The organism is Paracoccus sp. DMF, assembly GCF_004407025.1.
Lineage (GTDB): Bacteria > Pseudomonadota > Alphaproteobacteria > Rhodobacterales > Rhodobacteraceae > Paracoccus > Paracoccus aminovorans_B.
Window position 1 is genome coordinate 14537 of record NZ_SOKV02000038.1, and the last position, 17270, is coordinate 31806.

The 17270-nt window shown below is 70.0% G+C and carries 16 protein-coding genes; 8 read left to right on the forward strand and 8 right to left on the reverse strand.

All coding sequences use genetic code 11. From position 1 onward, the window contains the following. The gene (locus tag E3D03_RS16050; protein WP_263567778.1) at positions 1-597 is read left to right on the forward strand and encodes an HNH endonuclease; all 597 of its coding nucleotides are present in this window, start codon (positions 1-3) and stop codon (positions 595-597) included. Between the two features lie 91 nt (positions 598-688). Further along, positions 689-1615: an MYG1 family protein gene (locus E3D03_RS16055; protein ID WP_263567779.1), complete on the forward strand. Its 927-nt coding sequence runs from the start codon at positions 689-691 to the stop codon at positions 1613-1615. Here E3D03_RS16055 and E3D03_RS16060 read toward each other — a convergent pair. The 4 genes from E3D03_RS16060 to E3D03_RS16075 are packed head-to-tail and all read right to left on the reverse strand — an operon-like array spanning position 1612 to position 5364. Then, positions 1612-2385, reverse strand: coding sequence for a heme ABC transporter ATP-binding protein (locus E3D03_RS16060; RefSeq protein ID WP_263567780.1), 774 nt, complete (start codon positions 2383-2385; stop codon positions 1612-1614). The genes E3D03_RS16055 and E3D03_RS16060 overlap by 4 nt on opposite strands. Further along, positions 2382-3452, reverse strand: coding sequence for a FecCD family ABC transporter permease (locus tag E3D03_RS16065; RefSeq protein ID WP_263567781.1), 1071 nt, complete (start codon positions 3450-3452; stop codon positions 2382-2384). Before E3D03_RS16065 ends, E3D03_RS16060 begins: the two co-directional genes overlap by 4 nt. Then, on the reverse strand, positions 3452-4327 hold the full coding sequence (locus E3D03_RS16070; protein ID WP_263567782.1) for a hemin ABC transporter substrate-binding protein: 876 nt from the start codon (positions 4325-4327) through the stop codon (positions 3452-3454). Before E3D03_RS16070 ends, E3D03_RS16065 begins: the two co-directional genes overlap by 1 nt. Next, the gene (locus E3D03_RS16075; protein WP_263567783.1) at positions 4324-5364 is read right to left on the reverse strand and encodes a hemin-degrading factor; all 1041 of its coding nucleotides are present in this window, start codon (positions 5362-5364) and stop codon (positions 4324-4326) included. The genes E3D03_RS16070 and E3D03_RS16075 overlap by 4 nt, the downstream gene beginning before the upstream one ends. A gap of 149 nt (positions 5365-5513) precedes the next feature. On the opposite strand from E3D03_RS16075, the gene E3D03_RS16080 reads away from it, so the two are divergent. Continuing rightward, on the forward strand, positions 5514-7559 hold the full coding sequence (locus tag E3D03_RS16080) for a TonB-dependent receptor domain-containing protein (protein WP_263567784.1): 2046 nt from the start codon (positions 5514-5516) through the stop codon (positions 7557-7559). Between the two features lie 189 nt (positions 7560-7748). On the opposite strand, the gene E3D03_RS16085 is transcribed toward E3D03_RS16080, so the two are convergent. Further along, positions 7749-8645, reverse strand: a complete 897-nt coding sequence (locus E3D03_RS16085; protein WP_263567785.1) for a helix-turn-helix domain-containing protein — start codon at positions 8643-8645, stop codon at positions 7749-7751. Positions 8646-8823: 178 nt separating this feature from the next. Between E3D03_RS16085 and E3D03_RS16090 the strand changes: the two genes are divergently transcribed. Continuing rightward, the gene (locus tag E3D03_RS16090; RefSeq protein WP_263567786.1) at positions 8824-9714 is read left to right on the forward strand and encodes a DMT family transporter; all 891 of its coding nucleotides are present in this window, start codon (positions 8824-8826) and stop codon (positions 9712-9714) included. A gap of 108 nt (positions 9715-9822) precedes the next feature. Then, positions 9823-11712, forward strand: coding sequence for a BTAD domain-containing putative transcriptional regulator (locus E3D03_RS16095; RefSeq protein WP_263567787.1), 1890 nt, complete (start codon positions 9823-9825; stop codon positions 11710-11712). Here E3D03_RS16095 and E3D03_RS16100 read toward each other — a convergent pair. The 3 genes from E3D03_RS16100 to E3D03_RS16110 are packed head-to-tail and all read right to left on the reverse strand — an operon-like array spanning position 11709 to position 14806. After that, the gene (locus E3D03_RS16100; protein ID WP_263567788.1) at positions 11709-12431 is read right to left on the reverse strand and encodes a hypothetical protein; all 723 of its coding nucleotides are present in this window, start codon (positions 12429-12431) and stop codon (positions 11709-11711) included. The two genes, E3D03_RS16095 and E3D03_RS16100, sit on opposite strands and share 4 nt — an antisense overlap. 12 nt (positions 12432-12443) lie before the next feature. Beyond that, a complete protein-coding gene (locus tag E3D03_RS16105) occupies positions 12444-13889 on the reverse strand; it encodes a hypothetical protein (RefSeq protein ID WP_263567789.1) in 1446 nt (481 codons plus the stop codon). Positions 13890-13933: 44 nt separating this feature from the next. Continuing rightward, positions 13934-14806 carry a YcaO-like family protein gene (locus E3D03_RS16110; RefSeq protein ID WP_263567790.1) on the reverse strand — a complete coding sequence of 291 codons (873 nt, stop codon included), beginning with the start codon at positions 14804-14806 and terminating at the stop codon, positions 13934-13936. Between the two features lie 153 nt (positions 14807-14959). Between E3D03_RS16110 and E3D03_RS16115 the strand changes: the two genes are divergently transcribed. The 3 genes from E3D03_RS16115 to E3D03_RS16125 form a co-directional block, all read left to right on the forward strand. Next, positions 14960-15250, forward strand: a complete 291-nt coding sequence (locus E3D03_RS16115) for a zinc ribbon domain-containing protein YjdM (protein WP_062562380.1) — start codon at positions 14960-14962, stop codon at positions 15248-15250. Positions 15251-15328: 78 nt separating this feature from the next. Next, positions 15329-16360, forward strand: a complete 1032-nt coding sequence (locus tag E3D03_RS16120; protein WP_263567791.1) for a LacI family DNA-binding transcriptional regulator — start codon at positions 15329-15331, stop codon at positions 16358-16360. A gap of 232 nt (positions 16361-16592) precedes the next feature. Then, on the forward strand, positions 16593-17270 hold a 678-nt coding region (locus E3D03_RS16125), incomplete at its 3' end, for a substrate-binding domain-containing protein (RefSeq protein WP_263567792.1).

Here is a 17270-nt window from a genome sequence, read left to right on the forward strand (position 1 = left end):
ATGCTGGATGACCACGGCGATTTTCGAACGCAGTTCGTGCGGGAACCCTCAAGCCTGCGCCAACATCCCGCATTGGTGCTGAACGCCGATTTCCGACCGCTGAGCTATTACCCCCTGTCGCTCTGGCCCTGGCAGGAGGCGATCAAGGCGGTGTTTCTCGACAGGGTGCAGATCATCGCCGAATATGACGAGGTGGTGCGAAGCCAGAGGCAAAGCATACGCATCCCCTCGGTCGTGGTGCTGAAGGATTTCGTCAAACCCCAGAAGCGCGTGGCATTCACGCGCTTCAATCTTTTTCTGCGGGACGAATTCTGCTGCCAGTATTGCGGCGCCAAGGGCGATCTGACCTTCGACCACGTCATCCCGCGCTCGCGCGGGGGGGTGACCAGCTGGGAAAACGTCGTGGCGGCCTGTTCGCCCTGCAACCTGAAAAAGGCCAACAAGTCGCTGCGCCATTCCGGGCTGACGCTGCGCCAGCCGCCGCGCCGGCCCAGCCCCGAGGAAATGCATGCCGTCGGCCGGCGCTTTCCGCCGAACCACCTGCATGAAAGCTGGATGGACTATCTTTACTGGGACACGGAACTGCTGGCCGAGTGACGCGGACGGCCATTCCGCGCCGGGGATTTTTCGGCTAAGGGCAGGCGGCGCGCCATCCGGGGCCGCGTCTGACCTTCAAGGGCCGCATTCCATGACCATTTCCTTTCTCGTGACCCATTCCGGCGGCTTTCACGCCGATGAGCTGCTGTCGACGGTGATCCTGGCGCGGCTGTTCCCGGACGCCCGGCTGGTGCGCAGCCGCGACGCGGCCTGGATCACGCCCGCCCCCGACCGGCTCATCTATGACGTCGGCCGGGCCTATGACGCGCAGGCCGGGGTCTTCGACCATCACCAGCGCCCGGCGCCGCTGCGCGAGGATGGCCGGCCGCTCAGTTCCTTCGGGCTGGTCTGGCGGCATTTCGGCCGCGGCTACCTGCGTGCCCTGGCGGTGCCCGAGCCGGATGTCGAGGCGATCCATGCCGATTTCGACGCGGGCTTCGTGCTGCCGATCGACCTGATGGACAATGGCGCGCTGGACCCCTCGACCGCCGGGCCGCTGCTGGCCGACCTGACCCTGCCGATGCTCTTGGAAAGCCTGAAGCCGGTCTTCGACGATCCCGACCCGCAGGCCGAGAGCCAAGCCTTTGCCCATGCCCAGGCCATCGCGCAGGCCTTCATCGAGGCCAGCATCCGCCGCAAGGCCGCCAAGGCCCGGGCCGAGGCCGTCGTGCTGCGCGCCATCGTCGATGCCGGCACCGCGCGGGTGCTGGAACTGCCGCAGGGCATGCCGTTTCGCGCCGCCATCGAGAAGGCGGGCGCCGATCACCTGCTGTTCGTCATCCACCCGCGCGAGCGCGACTGGGCGCTGACCGGGATCCGCAAGGCCGAGGACGGCTTCGCGCAGCGTGCCGACCTGCCCGAGGCCTGGGCCGGGCTGACCGATGCGGCGCTGGAAGCCGCCTCGGGCGTGCCGGGCGCGCGCTTCTGCCACAACGGCCGCTTCATCGCCGTGGCCGAGACGCGCGAGGCCATCCTCGAGATGGCCCGCATCGCCGTGCGCGAGGCCGAGGCGCCCTAGGCGGCGGCGTGGGGCAGCACCCAGATGCCGCTGTCCGGCACGGCGTTCACCCGCAGCCGGCAGCCATAGGCCCGCGACAGCAGCTCGTCGGTCAGGACCTCGGCCGCGGGACCCTGATGCAGCACGCGCCCGCCGCTCATCAGCAGCAGGTTCTGCGCGAAAAGCGCGGTCAGGTTCAGGTCGTGCAGCACCGCGACCACGCCGCCGCCGCGCCTAGCGTAATCGGCGGCAAGCCGCATCACCGCCAGCTGATGCGCGATGTCGAGGCTGCTGACTGGCTCGTCCAGCAGCAGCCAGCGCGGCCCCGTCTCGTCGACCGGCTGCCAGACCTGGGCCAGCACGCGGGCCAGCTGCACGCGCTGCTGCTCGCCACCCGACAGTTCCTGATAGAGCCGGCCCGAGAAACCGGGCAGGTCCACCGCAGCCAGCGCGGCCGGGACCAGCGCCTCGGCCCGCTCGCCGCGCGCTTCCAACCCGATGCGGACCACCTCGGCCACGGTAAAGGGAAAGGACAGCGCCGCCGCCTGCGGCAGCACCGCCCGGCGCCGGGCCTGTTCCTCGGGCGGCATGGCGGCAAGGTCGCGATCGCCCAGGCTGATCCGGCCCTTGCAGGCCAGCTCGCCGGTCAGGCAGCGCATCAGGGTGGTCTTGCCCGAGCCATTCGGGCCGACGATGGCGGTGACCTGACCCGCACGGGCGGTCAGGCTGACGCCGTGCAGCACCGGCTTCCGGCCTAGGCTGACGCTAATGTCGCGGGCGATCAGGCTCACAGGTCCAGCACTCCGCGATTGCGCAACAGGATCCACAGGAAGAACGGCCCGCCCATGATGGCGGTGACGATGCCGATGGGCAGTTCGGCCGGCGCGACCACGGTGCGGCTGACCATGTCGGCGCCCAGCAGCATGATCGCCCCCAGGAGCGCCGAGTTGACCAGCAGCCAGCGGTGGTCCGGCCCGCTGATCAGCCGCAGAAGATGCGGCACCACGATGCCGACGAAGCCGATCCCGCCCGAGACCGCGACCGCGGCGCCGGTGGCGCCGGCGACGGTCAGGATGGCCAGGTTCTTGACCCGCTGCACGCGGATGCCGACATGGCCGGCGGCGGCCTCGCCCAGAGCCAGCGCGTTCAGGCCGCGCGCCAGCGTGGGCGCAAAGACCAGCGCCAGCATCATGATCGGCGCCCCGGCGATCAGCTTGGGCCAGTTCGCCCCGGCCAGCGAGCCCAGGCCCCAGAAGGTCAGGTCGCGCAGCTCGGCATCGGTGGCGCGGAACACCAGGAGCCCGGAAAATGCCCCCATGATCGCCCCGAGCGCGATCCCGGCCAGCAGCATGGTCGCGACCGAGGTGCGGCCGCGCCGCGTGGCGATGCGGTACAGCAGCAGCGTCGTGACCCAGCCGCCGAAAAAGGCCGCGACCGGCACCAGATACCAGCCGAACAGCGCCGCGATCCCGGCGGGCAGCGCCGCGCCCAGCACGATGGCGCAGATCGCCGCCAGCGAGGCGCCGGCGCTGACGCCGACGATGCCCGGATCGGCCAGCGGGTTGCGAAACAGCCCCTGCATCACCGCGCCCGAGACCGCGAGCGAGGCGCCGACGACCATGCCCATCAGCACGCGCGGCAGGCGGATGTCCATCAGCACCACCCGGTCCTGCACCGCCAGCTCGCGCCCGGCCAGCCAGTCCGACATGGCCCGCATGAGCGAGGTGCCTGAGGCGCCCCAGCCCAGCGAGACCAGCGCCACCGCCACCAGCAGCACCGCCAGCGCCAGGCACAGCCGGCGCGCGCGCGGGCCGCGGTCGCCCTCGATGCGCGCGCCTTCGGGGTGCAAGGCCACCATCACGACCCGGTATAGATCAGGTCGTGCAACTCGACCGCGGCCTCGCCGGTGCGCGGCCCGAAGCCGAGCAGCTTCAGCCCGTCCATCATCACAAGCGCGCCGTCGCGGCCGGCCGGGGTCTGGGCCAGCGCCGGCATGGCCAGCGCCGCCTGTTTCGCCGCCGCGTGGCTGTTGCCGCCATTGGCCTCGGCATCGGCCTTGTCGTCGCCGCGCCGCATCATCAGGATCACGTCCGGCGCCGCCTGGATCACCGCCTCGTCGGTCAGGGGCTTGTAGCCCTGTATCTGCGCCATGGCGTTTTCCGCGCCGGCCAGGCGGATGATGCCGTCGGCGGCGGTGCCGGTGCCGCCCGCCATCACGCGGCCGCCTTGCAGGGACAGCACGAACAGCACCTTCTTCGGCGTGCCGACGGTGGCCGAACGTTCCGCCGCCGCCTTCAGGTCGGCCGCCAGCTTCTCATGCAGCGCGCGGCCCTTTTCGGCGACGCCCAGCGCGCCGGCGACCGCGTCGACCTTTTTCAGCACCCCCTCGGCGTCATAGCTCTCGTCCACCGTGACATAGGGCACGCCCGCGGCCTTCAGCACCGAAACCGCCTCGGGCGGGCCGGCGCCATCCTCGGCGATGATCAGGTCGGGCGAGACCGACAGCACCCCTTCCGGCGCCAGCGCCCGCACATAGCCGACATCGGGCAGGGCATTCGCCTCGGGCGGCCAGTTCGAGGTGGTGTCGCGCCCGACCAGCCGGTCCTGTTCGCCCAAGGCATAGACGATCTCGGTCACCGAGCCGCCCAGCGGCAGCACGCGCCTGGCCTCGGGCCAGGATTGCGCATGGGCGGTCCCGGCCAGCAGCAGCGCGAGCAGGGCCAGCCGTGTCATGCCGCGGCCTCGGCCAGCGCCGGCAGGGTCTCGACCAGCGCCGCCCATTGCGCCGCGTCGCCGCCCTTTTCGGGCCGCAGTCCGAAGCATTGGAAGATCAGCGCCCCCTCGGCGTCGAAGGCCTCGACCGAGATCGCCGGGCCGCGCTTGGTCGGCTTTTCCACCGCCCAGACCTCGGCGACATGGTCGCCGCGCAGGTGCAGGTTGAAGCGCGGGTCCATCACGTTCAGCCAGGGCCCCATCGGCCGCAGCGTCTCGAACCGGCCCGAATGGATCTCGATGCAGCCCTGGTTGCCGACGAACATCATCACGCCGCAGCCCTCGGCCTGCACGCGCTCGATCAGCGCCGGCACCGCCTCGACCGAAAGCGGCCGCACGAAGGGCGCGCCGATGCTGCGATAGGCACCCAGCCGGTTCATCTTCAGCCGGCGGATCAGGATGTTGAACTGATGCGTGTCGGTCATCTCGGACCACTCGCGGCGCAGCGCCTCGACCCGCTCGGGCGCGGCCTTGGCCGGCTCGACCGGCGCGCGCGCGGCAAATTCGATGCTGTCGGACTGCTCCGGCAGCGCCAGCGCCTGCTTCAGCGCGGCCCAGGCGCCCAGGTCCGAGCCCTCGCGCAGGTGGATCTTGTGGATCGCATCGCCGGCCGCGTCGAAGACCTGGATCGAGCGGCGGATGCCGGCATCGCCCGCCTTCTCGACGGCAAAGCCATGCACCCAATGGCGCGGGAACATGCGCAGGTCGATCTCGTGGTCCACCGTCATCGCGGCATGTTCGCCGTCGTGGAACTCGTTGTAGGTGCCGAGTTTCTCGATCACGCAGGACCGGTTGCGGGTCAGGGCCATGACCTCGCCCAGGGCCTGCACCATCGGGATCAGCCGGCCGGGCGTGGCGTCGATGCGGGTGGTGCCGCGCCCGGTCTCGGCCGCGACCAGCGCCGCTTCGGGCACACCCAGGCGCTCGGCCAGGTCGAAGGGACGGCCCGCGTCCTCGGCCGCCAGGCGGCGCAGGTCTTCGGGGGAATATGGGCTCATGCTCGGGCCTTTCACTGGATTGCTCCCGGGCCGGCGCCCGGGATGATCGGCAGGGAATCATTGACAGATTTACTAGGATTAATTTACCCAGCGCAAGATGCCGGCCCCGTGGCCAGCCGTAACTTTCCTGACAAGACCACGGGGACATGATGCCACGCCACCTGTTTCTGGGCGCGCTGCTTGCCGGCTCGACCTGCCTGACCACCCTGACGCTCGCCGGCCCGACCTGGGCGCAGGACGCCGCGCCGCAAACCTTCGTGCTGGACCAGCTGGTGCTGCGCGCCGGCAAGCCCAAGGTCGCCTCCGAGGTGCCGCAATCCGTCTCGGTCGTGGACGGCCAGCAGCTCGACGACATCGAGGCGACCCATATCGGCGAGGTGCTCTCGACCGTGCCGGGCGTCGCCGGCGTCGGCTCGGGCAGCTTCTTCGGCCAGGGTTTCAACATCCGCGGCTTCGGCTCGTCCAGCGCCGCCGCCTCCGAGGCCGGCATCGTCCAGCTGATCGACGGCGAAAAGAAATACTACGAATCCTACCGTCAGGGCGCGCTGTTCGTCGAACCGGATTTCCTGCGCCAGGTCGAGGTGCTGCGCGGTCCCGGCTCCTCCACGCTCTACGGCTCGGGCGCGCTCGGCGGCGTCATCGCCATGGAGACGATCGAGGCCAGCGACCTGATCGCCCCCGGCAAGAGTTTCGGCGGCAAGGCCAAGCTGGGCTATGCCAGCAACCCCGACACCGTGCTGGGCAGCGTCGCGCTTGGCTGGCGTCCTGCCGAGGATTTCGAGGCCCTGGCCGCCTTCGCCTGGCGCAAGCTGGGCGACACCGAGGCCGCCGACGGCAACACCACGGTGCGCGCGAATTCCAAGACGCCCAACCTGCTGCTGAAGGCGAAGAAAACCTTCGGCGACCAATATGTCGCCTTCTCCTACCAGCATCTCGAGGCCAAGGGCGACGACCAGGACTTCAACCAGCTCGAAGGCGCGCAGGCCGGGCTGTTCCCGGGCTTCCCCGGCTGGGGCGTCGGCGACATCACCACCCGCGACCAGACCGCGCGGCTGATCTGGGGATGGAACCCGCAGGACAACCGCTATGTCGACCTGACGGCGACGCTGTCCTATACCAACACGCTCAAGGACGTGCGGCAGGACAACGACCCGGACGAGCCGATCATGGACTCGCTTCTGGGCGCGCGCGACTACCGGCTGTGGAAGTTCAAGCTGCGCAACGTCGCGGACCTGTCGGGCGCCGGCTACGACCATCACCTGACCACCGGCGCCGAGGTGCTGAAGCAGGACCGCTCGTCCAGCGTGCCGTCAAGCTCGCACCCCGAGGCCTATACCCGCAGCTGGGGTGCTTATGCGCTGTCCGAGCTGACCTGGGGCAATCTGACGGTCAACTCCGGCCTGCGCTACGAAAAGCAGCGCACCGAGCCGAAATCCTCGGTCACGGTCACGGATGACGCCTACAGTTCGGAATCCATCGAGCCGCAGGTCGCTGCCATCTACCGGCTGAACGACAGCCTGTCGGTCTTTGGCTCGGTCGCTTTCGTGAACCGCATGCCGACGGTGGACGAGCTCTACGACAGCTTCATGGGCGGCGCGCCCTCGGGCGACCTGAAGGACGAGAAGGGCAAGAACATCGAGCTGGGCCTGTCCTATCGCGGCAGCGGCCTGCTGGCCGCGGATGACGAGGCGGTGCTGAAGCTCACGCTGTTCCGCAACCATATCGACGACATGATCATGCGCACCAACGCGCCGGCCCCGACGCCGGCCTATGTCAACATCGACCGCGCCTATCTGCGCGGCGGCGAGATCGCGGCCAGCTATTCCATCGCGGCCTGGGAGCTGGGCGCCGCGGTCTCGGTGGTGAATGGCGAGGACCAGGACGGCGCCGACCTCGACACGCTGCCGAACAACCGGCTGACGCTTTCGGCGATCTGGCAGGCCAGCGACGCCTGGCGCATCGGCCTGCGCAGCACGCTCGCCGCGGGCCGCGACAAGCCGGAGGGGGATCGCCGCGCGGGCTATGGCGTGCACGACATCTTCGCGACCTGGAAAGCGCAGGGCGGCCAGTTCGAAGGCGTCGAGGTCCATGTGGGCGTCGACAACGTCACCGACCGCGACTACACCCCCGCGACCTGGCTCACCGGTCCGGCGCCCGGCCGCAACCTCAAGCTCTCGCTCTCGCGCAGCTTCTAGGCCGCCCGCCAGCCCCGAACGACCGACGGCCAGCCCCACCCGGCTGGCCGTTCCCTTTTCTCCGCGCGAAAGCCGGCCGCTTCTTTGCTCCCCAAATACCCAATTCAGCCAGCGCGCCACGCGCAACGCGCCTGCTGCTTCACCGAAAGCCGGTTGCGGTAACATGATCCGGCCCGGCCTGTGGCAGATTTACGTCGCGCGCGAGGCCCGGGCGGTGCCCAGCGCGGCGCGATAGCCGCCGGGCGTCAGGCCCATGGCGGCCTTGAAGACGCGGGTGAAATGGCTCTGGCTGTCGAAGCCGCAATCCAGCGCGATGCGTGCCAGCGGCGCGCCCGAGCCGAGCAGCCACCGCGCCCTTTCGATGCGCCGGGCCGCGATCCAGCGATGGGGCGACACCCCGCAGCTGGCGCGAAAGCTGCGCTGGAAATGGAACGGGCTCAGCCCGGCCAGCGCCGCCAGCTCGTGCAGATGCAGCGGCCCGGACAGGTGCGCCTCGATATGGTCCAGCACCAGCCGGCGCCGCCGCGGCGCAAGGCCGCCGGTCAGCGGCAGGCGCAGCCCGGCACCATAGCGGCGGTCGGCGAAGACCAGGCCCAGGATGTCGTGCATGGCGCCCTCGGCCGCCAGCCGGGCGCCGGCGCGGGTCGCGTCATGCAGCGCGCGAAACGGCGCGGCGAGCGCCGGGGCCTCGACATAGGTCAGGTCGGCCGGTTGCAGCAGCCGGGCGTCGCGGTCGCAGGTGCTGGCGAAGCTGCGCCGCAGCGCCTCGTCGGGCAGGTGCAGGTGCACGAATTCGAAACTGGCGCCGATCTGCCATTCCGAGGCCTGGCCCTGCGGCATCAGGCAGACCGCCCCCGGCCAGCCCGGTCCCGCCGCGGCGCCGTCCCGGTCCAGCCGGCGCGTGCCGCCGCCGCCCCGGGTATAGAAGCTCAGCGTATGGCCCTGCGGATCGTCATAGCGGATGCGGGCATCGCGGTTCTGCCAGACCGTGGCCGAGCAGCCGAAGCCCAGCTCGACATGGCCCAGCCTGCGCGCATGCGGTGCGCGCGCGAGATAGGCCGAGATGGGCAGCGACTGGTCGGTCATGGCGCGAAACTAGGCCCGGGCGCGCGGCGCGGAAAGCGGGAAATGCGCCTGCCCATGAGGCCGGCCGGCGGATCGCCGCAAGATCGTGCAATCCCGCCCGGCCGCGGCGCGCTAGTGTCGCGCCGAACTGCCACCGAACTGCCACCGAACTGCCAACGAACTGCCCACGAGAACGCCCATGAACCTGCTGCTTTTCGCCACCACCGTCCTGATTTGGGGCTCGACCTGGATCGCCATCGCCTTCCAGGTCGGCCCCGTGCCGGTGCTGGTCTCGGTCTTCTATCGCTTCGCGCTGGCGGGGGCGGTCTATCTGGTGCTGCTGGCGGCGCTTGGCCGGTTGCGGCTGCCAAGCCGGCGCGACCAGCCCTGGGTCCTGGCGCAGGCGCTGTGCCTGTTCTGCCTGAACTTCCTGTGCTTCTATGCCTCGGCCCGATACATCCCGTCCGGGCTCTTGTCGGTGGTGTTCTCGCTGGCCTCGATCTTCAACGCGGTGAATGCGCGGATCTTCTTCGGCGACGCGATCTCGGGGCGGACGGTGCTGGCGGCGATGCTGGGCGCGGGCGGGGTGGCGCTGCTCTTCGGCGGCGACCTCGCCCAGGCCGAGGCGGCGGGCACGCTGCGCGGGCTGGCGCTGGCCGGGCTTGGCACCATGTTCTTTTCGCTGGGCAACATGGTCTCGCGCAGGAACAGCGCGGCCGGGCTGCCGCCCAGCATCGCCACCGCCTGGGGCATGGCCTATGGCGCGCTGGCGCTGGCCGGGCTGATCGCGCTGACCGGCACGCCCGTGGTGGCGCCGCCCGATGCCCGCTATCTGGGCGCGCTGCTTTACCTGGCGCTGCCCGGCTCGGTGCTGGCCTTCACCACCTATCTCTTGATGGTGGCGCGCATCGGCTCGTCCCGCGCCGCCTATGCGACGGTGCTGTTCCCGATCGTGGCGCTGGTCCTCTCGACGCTGTTCGAGGGCTATGTCTGGCACTGGACCGGCTTCGTCGGCCTGGGGCTTGCCATGCTGGGCAATGTGGTGATGTTTGCGCGGGTGCCGCGCAGGCCGGTGCCGGCGCAGCCCTGATCCGCGGCAATCCGCCGCCCGCCCTGCGCGGGCGGGCCGCGCCGCAATGGACCCGCGCCGATGCCTGCGCTATGACGAAAGCGCGTGACTGTCTGGCATGGGTATCGGATGCGGCTCGACGATCTCTTGCGGCTTCTGGACTCCCTGCGCCTGCGCAAGGCCCGGGCGCTGCTGTATTTCCTGCTGGCCGACCGCGCGCCGGTGCATCGCACCGAAAAGGTCACCGACCTGTTCTGGCAGCAATCCGAGGAGCACAAGGCCTCGGCCTCCTATCGCCAGGCGGTCAAGCATATCCGCCGCGCCATGGAGGAGATCCCGGGCCTGTCGCTGGAGACCAGCGCCGGCGAGATCGCGCTGCGCCTGCCGCCGGGCTTCGTGCTGGCCGAGGCGCTGGCCGCGCCGCTGTCCGGGCCGGGTTGGAACGCCGAGGAGGTCGCGCGCGTCCGGCTGCTGATCGACCAGACCGTGCAGCTGGAAGGCACCAGCGCCTCGTTCGACAGCTGGCTCGCCATCACCCGCGCGGGCCTGCTGGCGGCCGTGCGCCAGGTGCTGGACCGCCGGCTGGCGGAACTGGGCACCGGCCAGCCCGAGGCGCAGCGCGCGCTGGCGGAATTCGCCACGGCGCTGGAACCCTCGAACGAGGCGGCGACGCGGCTCCTGATGCGGCTCGACTGGCAGGCCGGCCACGCCACCCGGGCCATCGAGCGCTACAATACGCTTTACGCCCATCTCGACGAGGCCTTCGACCAGGAGCCCGAGGCCGAGACGGTCGAGCTTCTTGCCGCGATCAAGCTGGACCCCGCCGGCGGCACCCGCCACGCCCAGACGGGTGAGCGGGCGCCGCAGGTCGGGCTTTCCGTCACGCTGGCACCGGTCGAGGGCGAGGCGCAGGCGCAGGAAAGCCTGGTCAACGTGCTGTTTTCCGACCTGCGCATGCGCATGGCGCGGTTCCGCGAATGGTCGATCATCGAGGACGGGCCCGAACCGGCGCAGATCCGCGTCACCCTGCAAGCCTTCTACCTGGCGGGCAGCCTGCGGCTTTTCGTCGAGGTCAAGCGCGGCGCCGGCGGTCAGCTGGTCTGGTCGGAATGGGTCGACCAGCCGCAGACCGACTGGGAAGGCAAGGTGCGCATCCTGCTGTCGAACATCGCCAATGCGCTGTCGGTGGTGGTCTCGGACCGGGCGCTGGCCGATTCAGGCTCGGGCATCTATGACAGCTGGCTCAAGGCGCAGGCGCTCCTGGACCGCTGGTCGCCCGAGACCGAGGCCGAGGCGCTGGCGATCCTGCGCCAGATCACCGAGGAGGCGCCGCGTTTCGGCGCCGCCCATGCGGAACTGGCCGGGGCGCTGAACGTGCGCCACGTCCTGCTGCCCGGCACCTTCCAGACCGAGGAGCTGAAGCGCGACGCCATGCATCACGCCATCGTCGCGGTCTCGGCCGATCCCCTGGACACGCGGGCGCATCGCGTGCTGGCCTGGTGCTTCTGCCACCTGGGCTATTTCGACCTGGCCGAGTTCCATTTCGACCAAGCGCTGAACCTGAACCGCAACAGCCCGCTGACGCTGGCCTCCTGCGCGCTTGGCTTCGCCTTCGCGGGCGATCTGGCCAAGGCCGGCACGCTGGCGGCCGAGGCGCGCAGCCATGCCGAGGTCATGGAGCCCTTCCACCAGATCTATCTGGCGGCGGTGGACTATCTGCGCGGCGACCATGCCTCGACGGCAATGCAATGCGAGGGGCGGGGCGCGCTGATGCCGACCGTCGGCGGCTGGCACAGCGCGGCGCTGTGGAAGCTGGGCCGCCCCGAGGCCGCCGCCCGCCGCTATCACGCCTATCTGGCCGAGCTGCGCCGGCAATGGCACGGCCCGCCGCAGGCAAGCGAGGCCGAGCTGCTGGACTGGTTCCTGTCGGTGTTTCCGCTGCGTCGCGAGGAATGGCGCCAGGATCTGCGCCAGACCCTGGAACAGGTCGCCGCCGCCCGCAGCCGCTTTCCGGCCTAGCGGCACATGTTCGTGGCATAGATCCCGACCGAGCGGTGAAAGGCGCGCAGCGGGCTTTGCATGATCTCGTTCTTGACGTCCTTGGCCGGCTGGCCGGCGCCGTCCTTGAACTGGCTGCGGCTGGCGATGGCCTTTTCCATGTGGTCCTCCAGCGCCGCTTGCAGCCCCGAGGTCCAGTCCGGGTGGTTCTCGGCCGCGAATTCGCGGACCATCTCCAGGATCTCGGATTTCATGCTGGCCAGCATCAGCGCCCGGTCCAGCTCATAGGACAGCGGCGGGCGGAACCCCTCGGCCTCGCCCTGTGCCTTCAGCATCGCGTCGGTGATCGCCAGCGTCTCGTCCGAGGGCACCACCAGGATGCGGGTGTTGCGGTCGGGCTTCTTGCTGCCGCGCCTGCGGCTTTCGAACTCGATGCGCACGGTGGTGCCGTCCAGGATCGCCTCGCGCTCGGCATCGCTCAGCGCCGCGCCGCCGCTCTGGGTCGAGAAATCCTGCACCACCAGAGCGCGCCGCACCCGGTCCTCATGCGCTTCCAGCTCGGCCCTGGGCACGCCCGACTTGCCGCGTTGCGACAGCTCGACCATCAGCCGGCCGATGAATTCGACGTTCAAGGGCACGCCGTCGGCGCCCTTCTTGTCGGTGATGCTGCCGTCGTCGTGCAGGAAGGCCTCGGCCTGGTCGACCTCGGCCCCGATGATGATGTACTTGTTCCCTGTCATTCTTGTTCTCCGTCATTCCCGGACGAGGTTGATGAGTTCCAGCATGCTGGCCGGGCGGGGCAGGCCGGCTTCGCGCGGCCCCTCGGCGGCCATGACCACGCGCCGGATCGAGCCCGCGACCGAGGCGGCGAGCAGCGCGCTGCCCAGGGGCCCGAAGCCGCCCTGCTGGCCGTGCACCTGTGCCTCGACCATCAGGAACTGATAGAGCGGCCCCCATTCCAGCGCGTCCGCATCCAGCGCGACCGGCGCTTCGGGATGGGCGGCGGCGAAATCGGCGGCCAGCCGCGCCGCGGTCAGCCGCGCCGGCCAGTCGCCGGGCAGCGCGGCCCGTGCCGCGCCGATACGGGCATTGCCCAGGCGCAGCGGCCGGGCCTCGGCGGCGGATTGCGTGTCCAGTGCGATGATCGCCGCCGCCGTCACCGGCGCGCGCAATTCCGGCGCCACGCTGGCCGACATGCCGCTGCGCGGACCGCCGGGCCTGGCGCCGAAGAACAGCGGCCAGTCGATGCGCCAGTCGGTCTCGGCCTCGCTGACCGCATAGCCGCGCTTCAGCAGCGTGCCGAGGTTGTGCAGCCCCGACCGCCCCAGCGCATAGGCGGCCAGCGGCAGGGCGTGAAAGGCCCGGCAAAGCCCGTGCAGCAGCGTGGTCTCGTCCAGCGCGCAGGCGCGGGGCGGGGCGGGCAGGGCGGCGATCTCGGGGTGCAGGAAGCGGGGCAGCAGGTCCTCGGTCACGATGCGATGCCAGCAGCGCACCGCATGGGTGCGGGCCAGCACATAGGCGCGATAGGGCGTGAGCCCCTGCGCCATCAACGCCCGGGCATTGCGGTTGTGGAATTGCATCCAGGCCACGACCAGCTCGTGCAGCATCAGCGAGTCGCGGTTCCTTTCGTCGTAGAGCGCCCGGATCGGCCGCGGATCGGGGTCCGAGACCGCGTTCAGCCCGCGCGCATAGATCCGCGCCAGCCGCGCCCCCGGCGTCAGGCGAAACAGCCAGGTCTCCGGGTCATAGACATGCGCCAGCATCGCCGGGCCGGGGCCATAGACCGTCTCCAGCGTCAGCGGATTGTCGATCAGGTTATAGCGCACCGGCGGGGCGGCTGTGGTGTCGTCCTCGGCGCCGCGCGACCAGGGCACGCTGGCCGCCTCGACGCTGCTGCCCATGTCATGGCCCATCAGCTGCGCCAGATAGGTATAGCCCGAGGGGATATGCGCCACCCGCGCCAGGCAGGCTGCGCGCCATTGCGGGTCGCTGCGCAGCAGGATCCACGGCTTGCGCTGGTCGATGTCGCGCCGGTCGTCGCTGGCGCCCAGCGGCGAGGCCTCGGCCGCCATGTCCGGCGCCATGGCCAGCGCGGCCAGCGCCGCGCGGTTCCGCCCCGCGCGCAGGTGGCCGCGGCCGGGCACGCAGCCGAAGGGACAGCCCGAGAGGTCTGGCCGGAGCTCGTCCTCGCCGTCCATGGCCGCGCCTTCCCCCATGTCCCGGGCCCCCTGCGCTGGAATCATCACAAATATGGCAGGCCGGTGGCCTCGCTGAAAAGAGCCGATGCGGCCTGGCCCGGCGAAAGCCAGACGCTGATCTCGGCGCGCGGCTCGGAAATCTCGCGGCATTCGGGGGCCGGGCGAAAATCGCTGACCAGCGCGCAGGGCGCGGCGGGCAGGCTTTCGGCGGCGGCGGGGAACAGCCGCGGCGCGTGCAGCGCATAGCCGCGGATGCGGGCGCGCACCTCGCCCGGGCCGTGCTCGTCGCCGGTGGCGCGGGCGGCCAGCAGCTCCATCAGGTTCATCTCCATCAGCAGAAGCTCGCGCAGCGCCTTCTCGGCGGCGGCGACCGGCTCCTCGTCGCAGCCGAAGCCCAGCACCGGGTCCTGCCCTTCCAGGCTGACGCTGCGGCAGATCATCACGCAGGGCTGGCCCTCGGTGCGGATCTGCCACCAGTCGCTGCGCCGGCGCAGGGCGGCGGCCTGGCGCATCGCCTCGACCCGCGCGCCGAGCCCCGCCTGGGCGATCCACGACTCCGACACTGGCGCGGCGGGCGCGCGGCCCAGCCACCAGTCGGCCACCGCGGCGCGTTCGCAGGCCTCGAGCCGGGCGGCGGCACAGGCCTGCGCCGGGTCGGGATGCGCGGCCAGCCCGTCGCTCCAGGGGTCGAAGCGGCCGCCCTGGCGCAGGTGGCGGTTCAGAGCCAGGATCTCGGCGGTCTCGCCAAGGCAGCGGTCGAATGCCTCGTCGCGGGTCAACCCGGCGCCGCTGGCAGTGCGGCCGTCATGGGTCAGGGCCTGCAGGATGACCAGCCCGGGGGCAAAGAAGCTTTCGCGCCAGTCGTGGCGCTGCCAGCTGTCGGTCAGATCCTGGCTGCGGCGGCAGAGTTGTTCCATCGTCTTGCGGTTGTCCTTTCGGGGCCTGGGGTTGCCCCAAGCCGTAACCGGCGCCTGTGATCTTGGCGTGAATTGCGCGCAGGCCGCGCCGCCCTTGCCGCAAGCGGCGGAAAAGGCTAGGAAAGCCCGCGCATCTCACGAAAGGGCATCGCCATGGCGGACGAGGACTATGTCTATGACGAGGCCAGCGGCGAATGGCGCCCGGCCTCGGAACTGGCGGCCGAGACGGCGGTCGTGGTGCGCGACTCGGCCGGCAACGCCCTGGCCGATGGCGATTCGGTGGTGCTGATCAAGGACCTGAAGCTGCGCGGCAGCAGCCAGGTGCTGAAGCAGGGCACGGTGATCCGGTCGATCCGGCTGACCGACAACCCCGAAGAGATCGACTGCCGCCACGATACCATCAAGGGCCTGGTCCTGCGCTGCGAGTTCGTGCGCAAGCGCTGAACCCCGGCCCCGGACTTAAGGGCCATTGCATCCCTGCGTGATTTCCATCAGCATTCCCTTCATTGCGATGAGGGGAACATGGCAGGACGCCCGACGATCGAGGATGTCGCCCGCGCCGCCGGCGTCAGCGTGGCGACGGTGGACCGGGTGCTGAACGGCCGCAGCAAGGTGCGCGAGGAAACCGCGCGCAAGGTCTCGCAGGCGGCCGAGGCGGTGGGCTATCACGCCGCTCCGGCGATCCGGGCGCGGGCCTTGGCGCATGTGCCGGAACTGCATCTGGGCGTGGTGCTGCAAAAGGAACGCCATGCCTTTTACCAGGATTTCGCCGCCCGGCTGGAAGAGGCCGCCCGGCTCGACCCCTTGCGGCGCTGGCGCGTGTCGGTGCGCTTTTCGCCCGGCCAGTCGCCCGCCGATTTCGCCGAGACCATCGCCAGTTTCGCCGGCAAGGTGCAGGCGGTGGCCGCGACCGGCATCGACCATCACGAGGTCACCTCGGCCGTGGCGCTGCTGCGCGGGCGCGGCATCCCGGTGTTCTCGCTGCTGTCGGACTTCGCCCCCGGCGTGCGCGAGGCCTATCTGGGCACCAACAACCTGAAAACCGGGCGCACCGCCGCCTGGCTGATGCATCGCATCATGAACCGCGACGGCAAGATCGCGCTGTTCATCGGCGGCCACCGCTTTCACGGCCACGACCTGCGCGAGGCCGGCTTCCGCAGCTATTTCCGCGAATATGCGCCGCAGATTCCGTTCCTGGACACGATGATCAACCTGGAAACCCGGCAGTTGACCTATGAGACGACGCTGGAGATCGCCGCCCGCCATCCCGATCTGGCCGGGGTCTATTGCGCCGGCGGCGGCATGGAGGGTGCCGTCGCCGCGATCCAGGAGCTGGGCCTGGGCGGCAAGGTGGCGCTGATCGTGCATGAGCTGACGCCCGAATCGCGGCAGGCGATGATGCAGGGCGTGGTCTCGGTGGTGATGGCGACGCCGCTGCAGCCGCTGGCCGCCGACCTCTTGGGCTCGGTCGGGCATGTGCTGGAACATGGCATGGCCGAAAACCCGGGCCAGCGTTTCGTGAATGCGCTGATCATCACGCCTGAAAGCCTGTGACGCGCATGATGGAAAACCATCAACAGGCGATCTTTTTCTATCATCGGTGATGGAAACGGCCTCGCAAATGATTTGACCGCTGCCGCGTTCTGACCGAATGATTTCACACGGTCGCGGCAGAGGAGAGCCCGGGGCCGGACGGCGACGGGGCGGATGCGGCCGGGTTTGCGGCGCGCCAACCCGGACACCCGGGCGGGTCCGCCCCGCGTGCAACGATCATGGGAGGAACGTAATGAGGAAATTCCTGCTGGCGAGCGCCTGTGCCGCCACCTTCGCGGGCGCGGCTTCGGCCGAGACCATCGGCGTCTCTATGGCACTCTTTGACGACAATTTCCTGACCGTGCTGCGCAACGGCATGCAAGATTATGCCAAGGCGCAGGACGGCGTGACGCTGCAGGTCGAGGACGCGCAGAACGATGTCGGCAAGCAGCTGAACCAGATCGAGAATTTCGTGGCCTCGGGCGTCGATGCGATCATCGTGAACCCGGTCGATACCGATGCCACCGTCGCCATGAGCGCCGCCGCGCAGAACGCGGGCATTCCGCTGGTCTATGTCAACCGCCAGCCGGTGAATCTGGACAGCCTGCCCGAGAAACAGGCCTTCGTCGCCTCGGACGAAAAGGAATCCGGCACGCTGGAGACGCAGGAGGTCTGCCGGCTGCTGAAGGAGCAGGGCAAGACCGAGGCCAAGGCCGTGGTGCTGATGGGCGAGCTGTCGAACCAGGCGGCGCGGATGCGCACCCAGGACATCAAGGACGTGCTGGCGACGCCGGATTGCGGCTTCATCACCATCGTGCAGGAGCAGACCGCGAACTGGTCGCGCACCCAGGGCGCCGACCTGGTCAGCAACTGGCTTTCCGCCGGGACCGAGTTCGACGCCATCATCTCGAACAATGACGAGATGGCGATC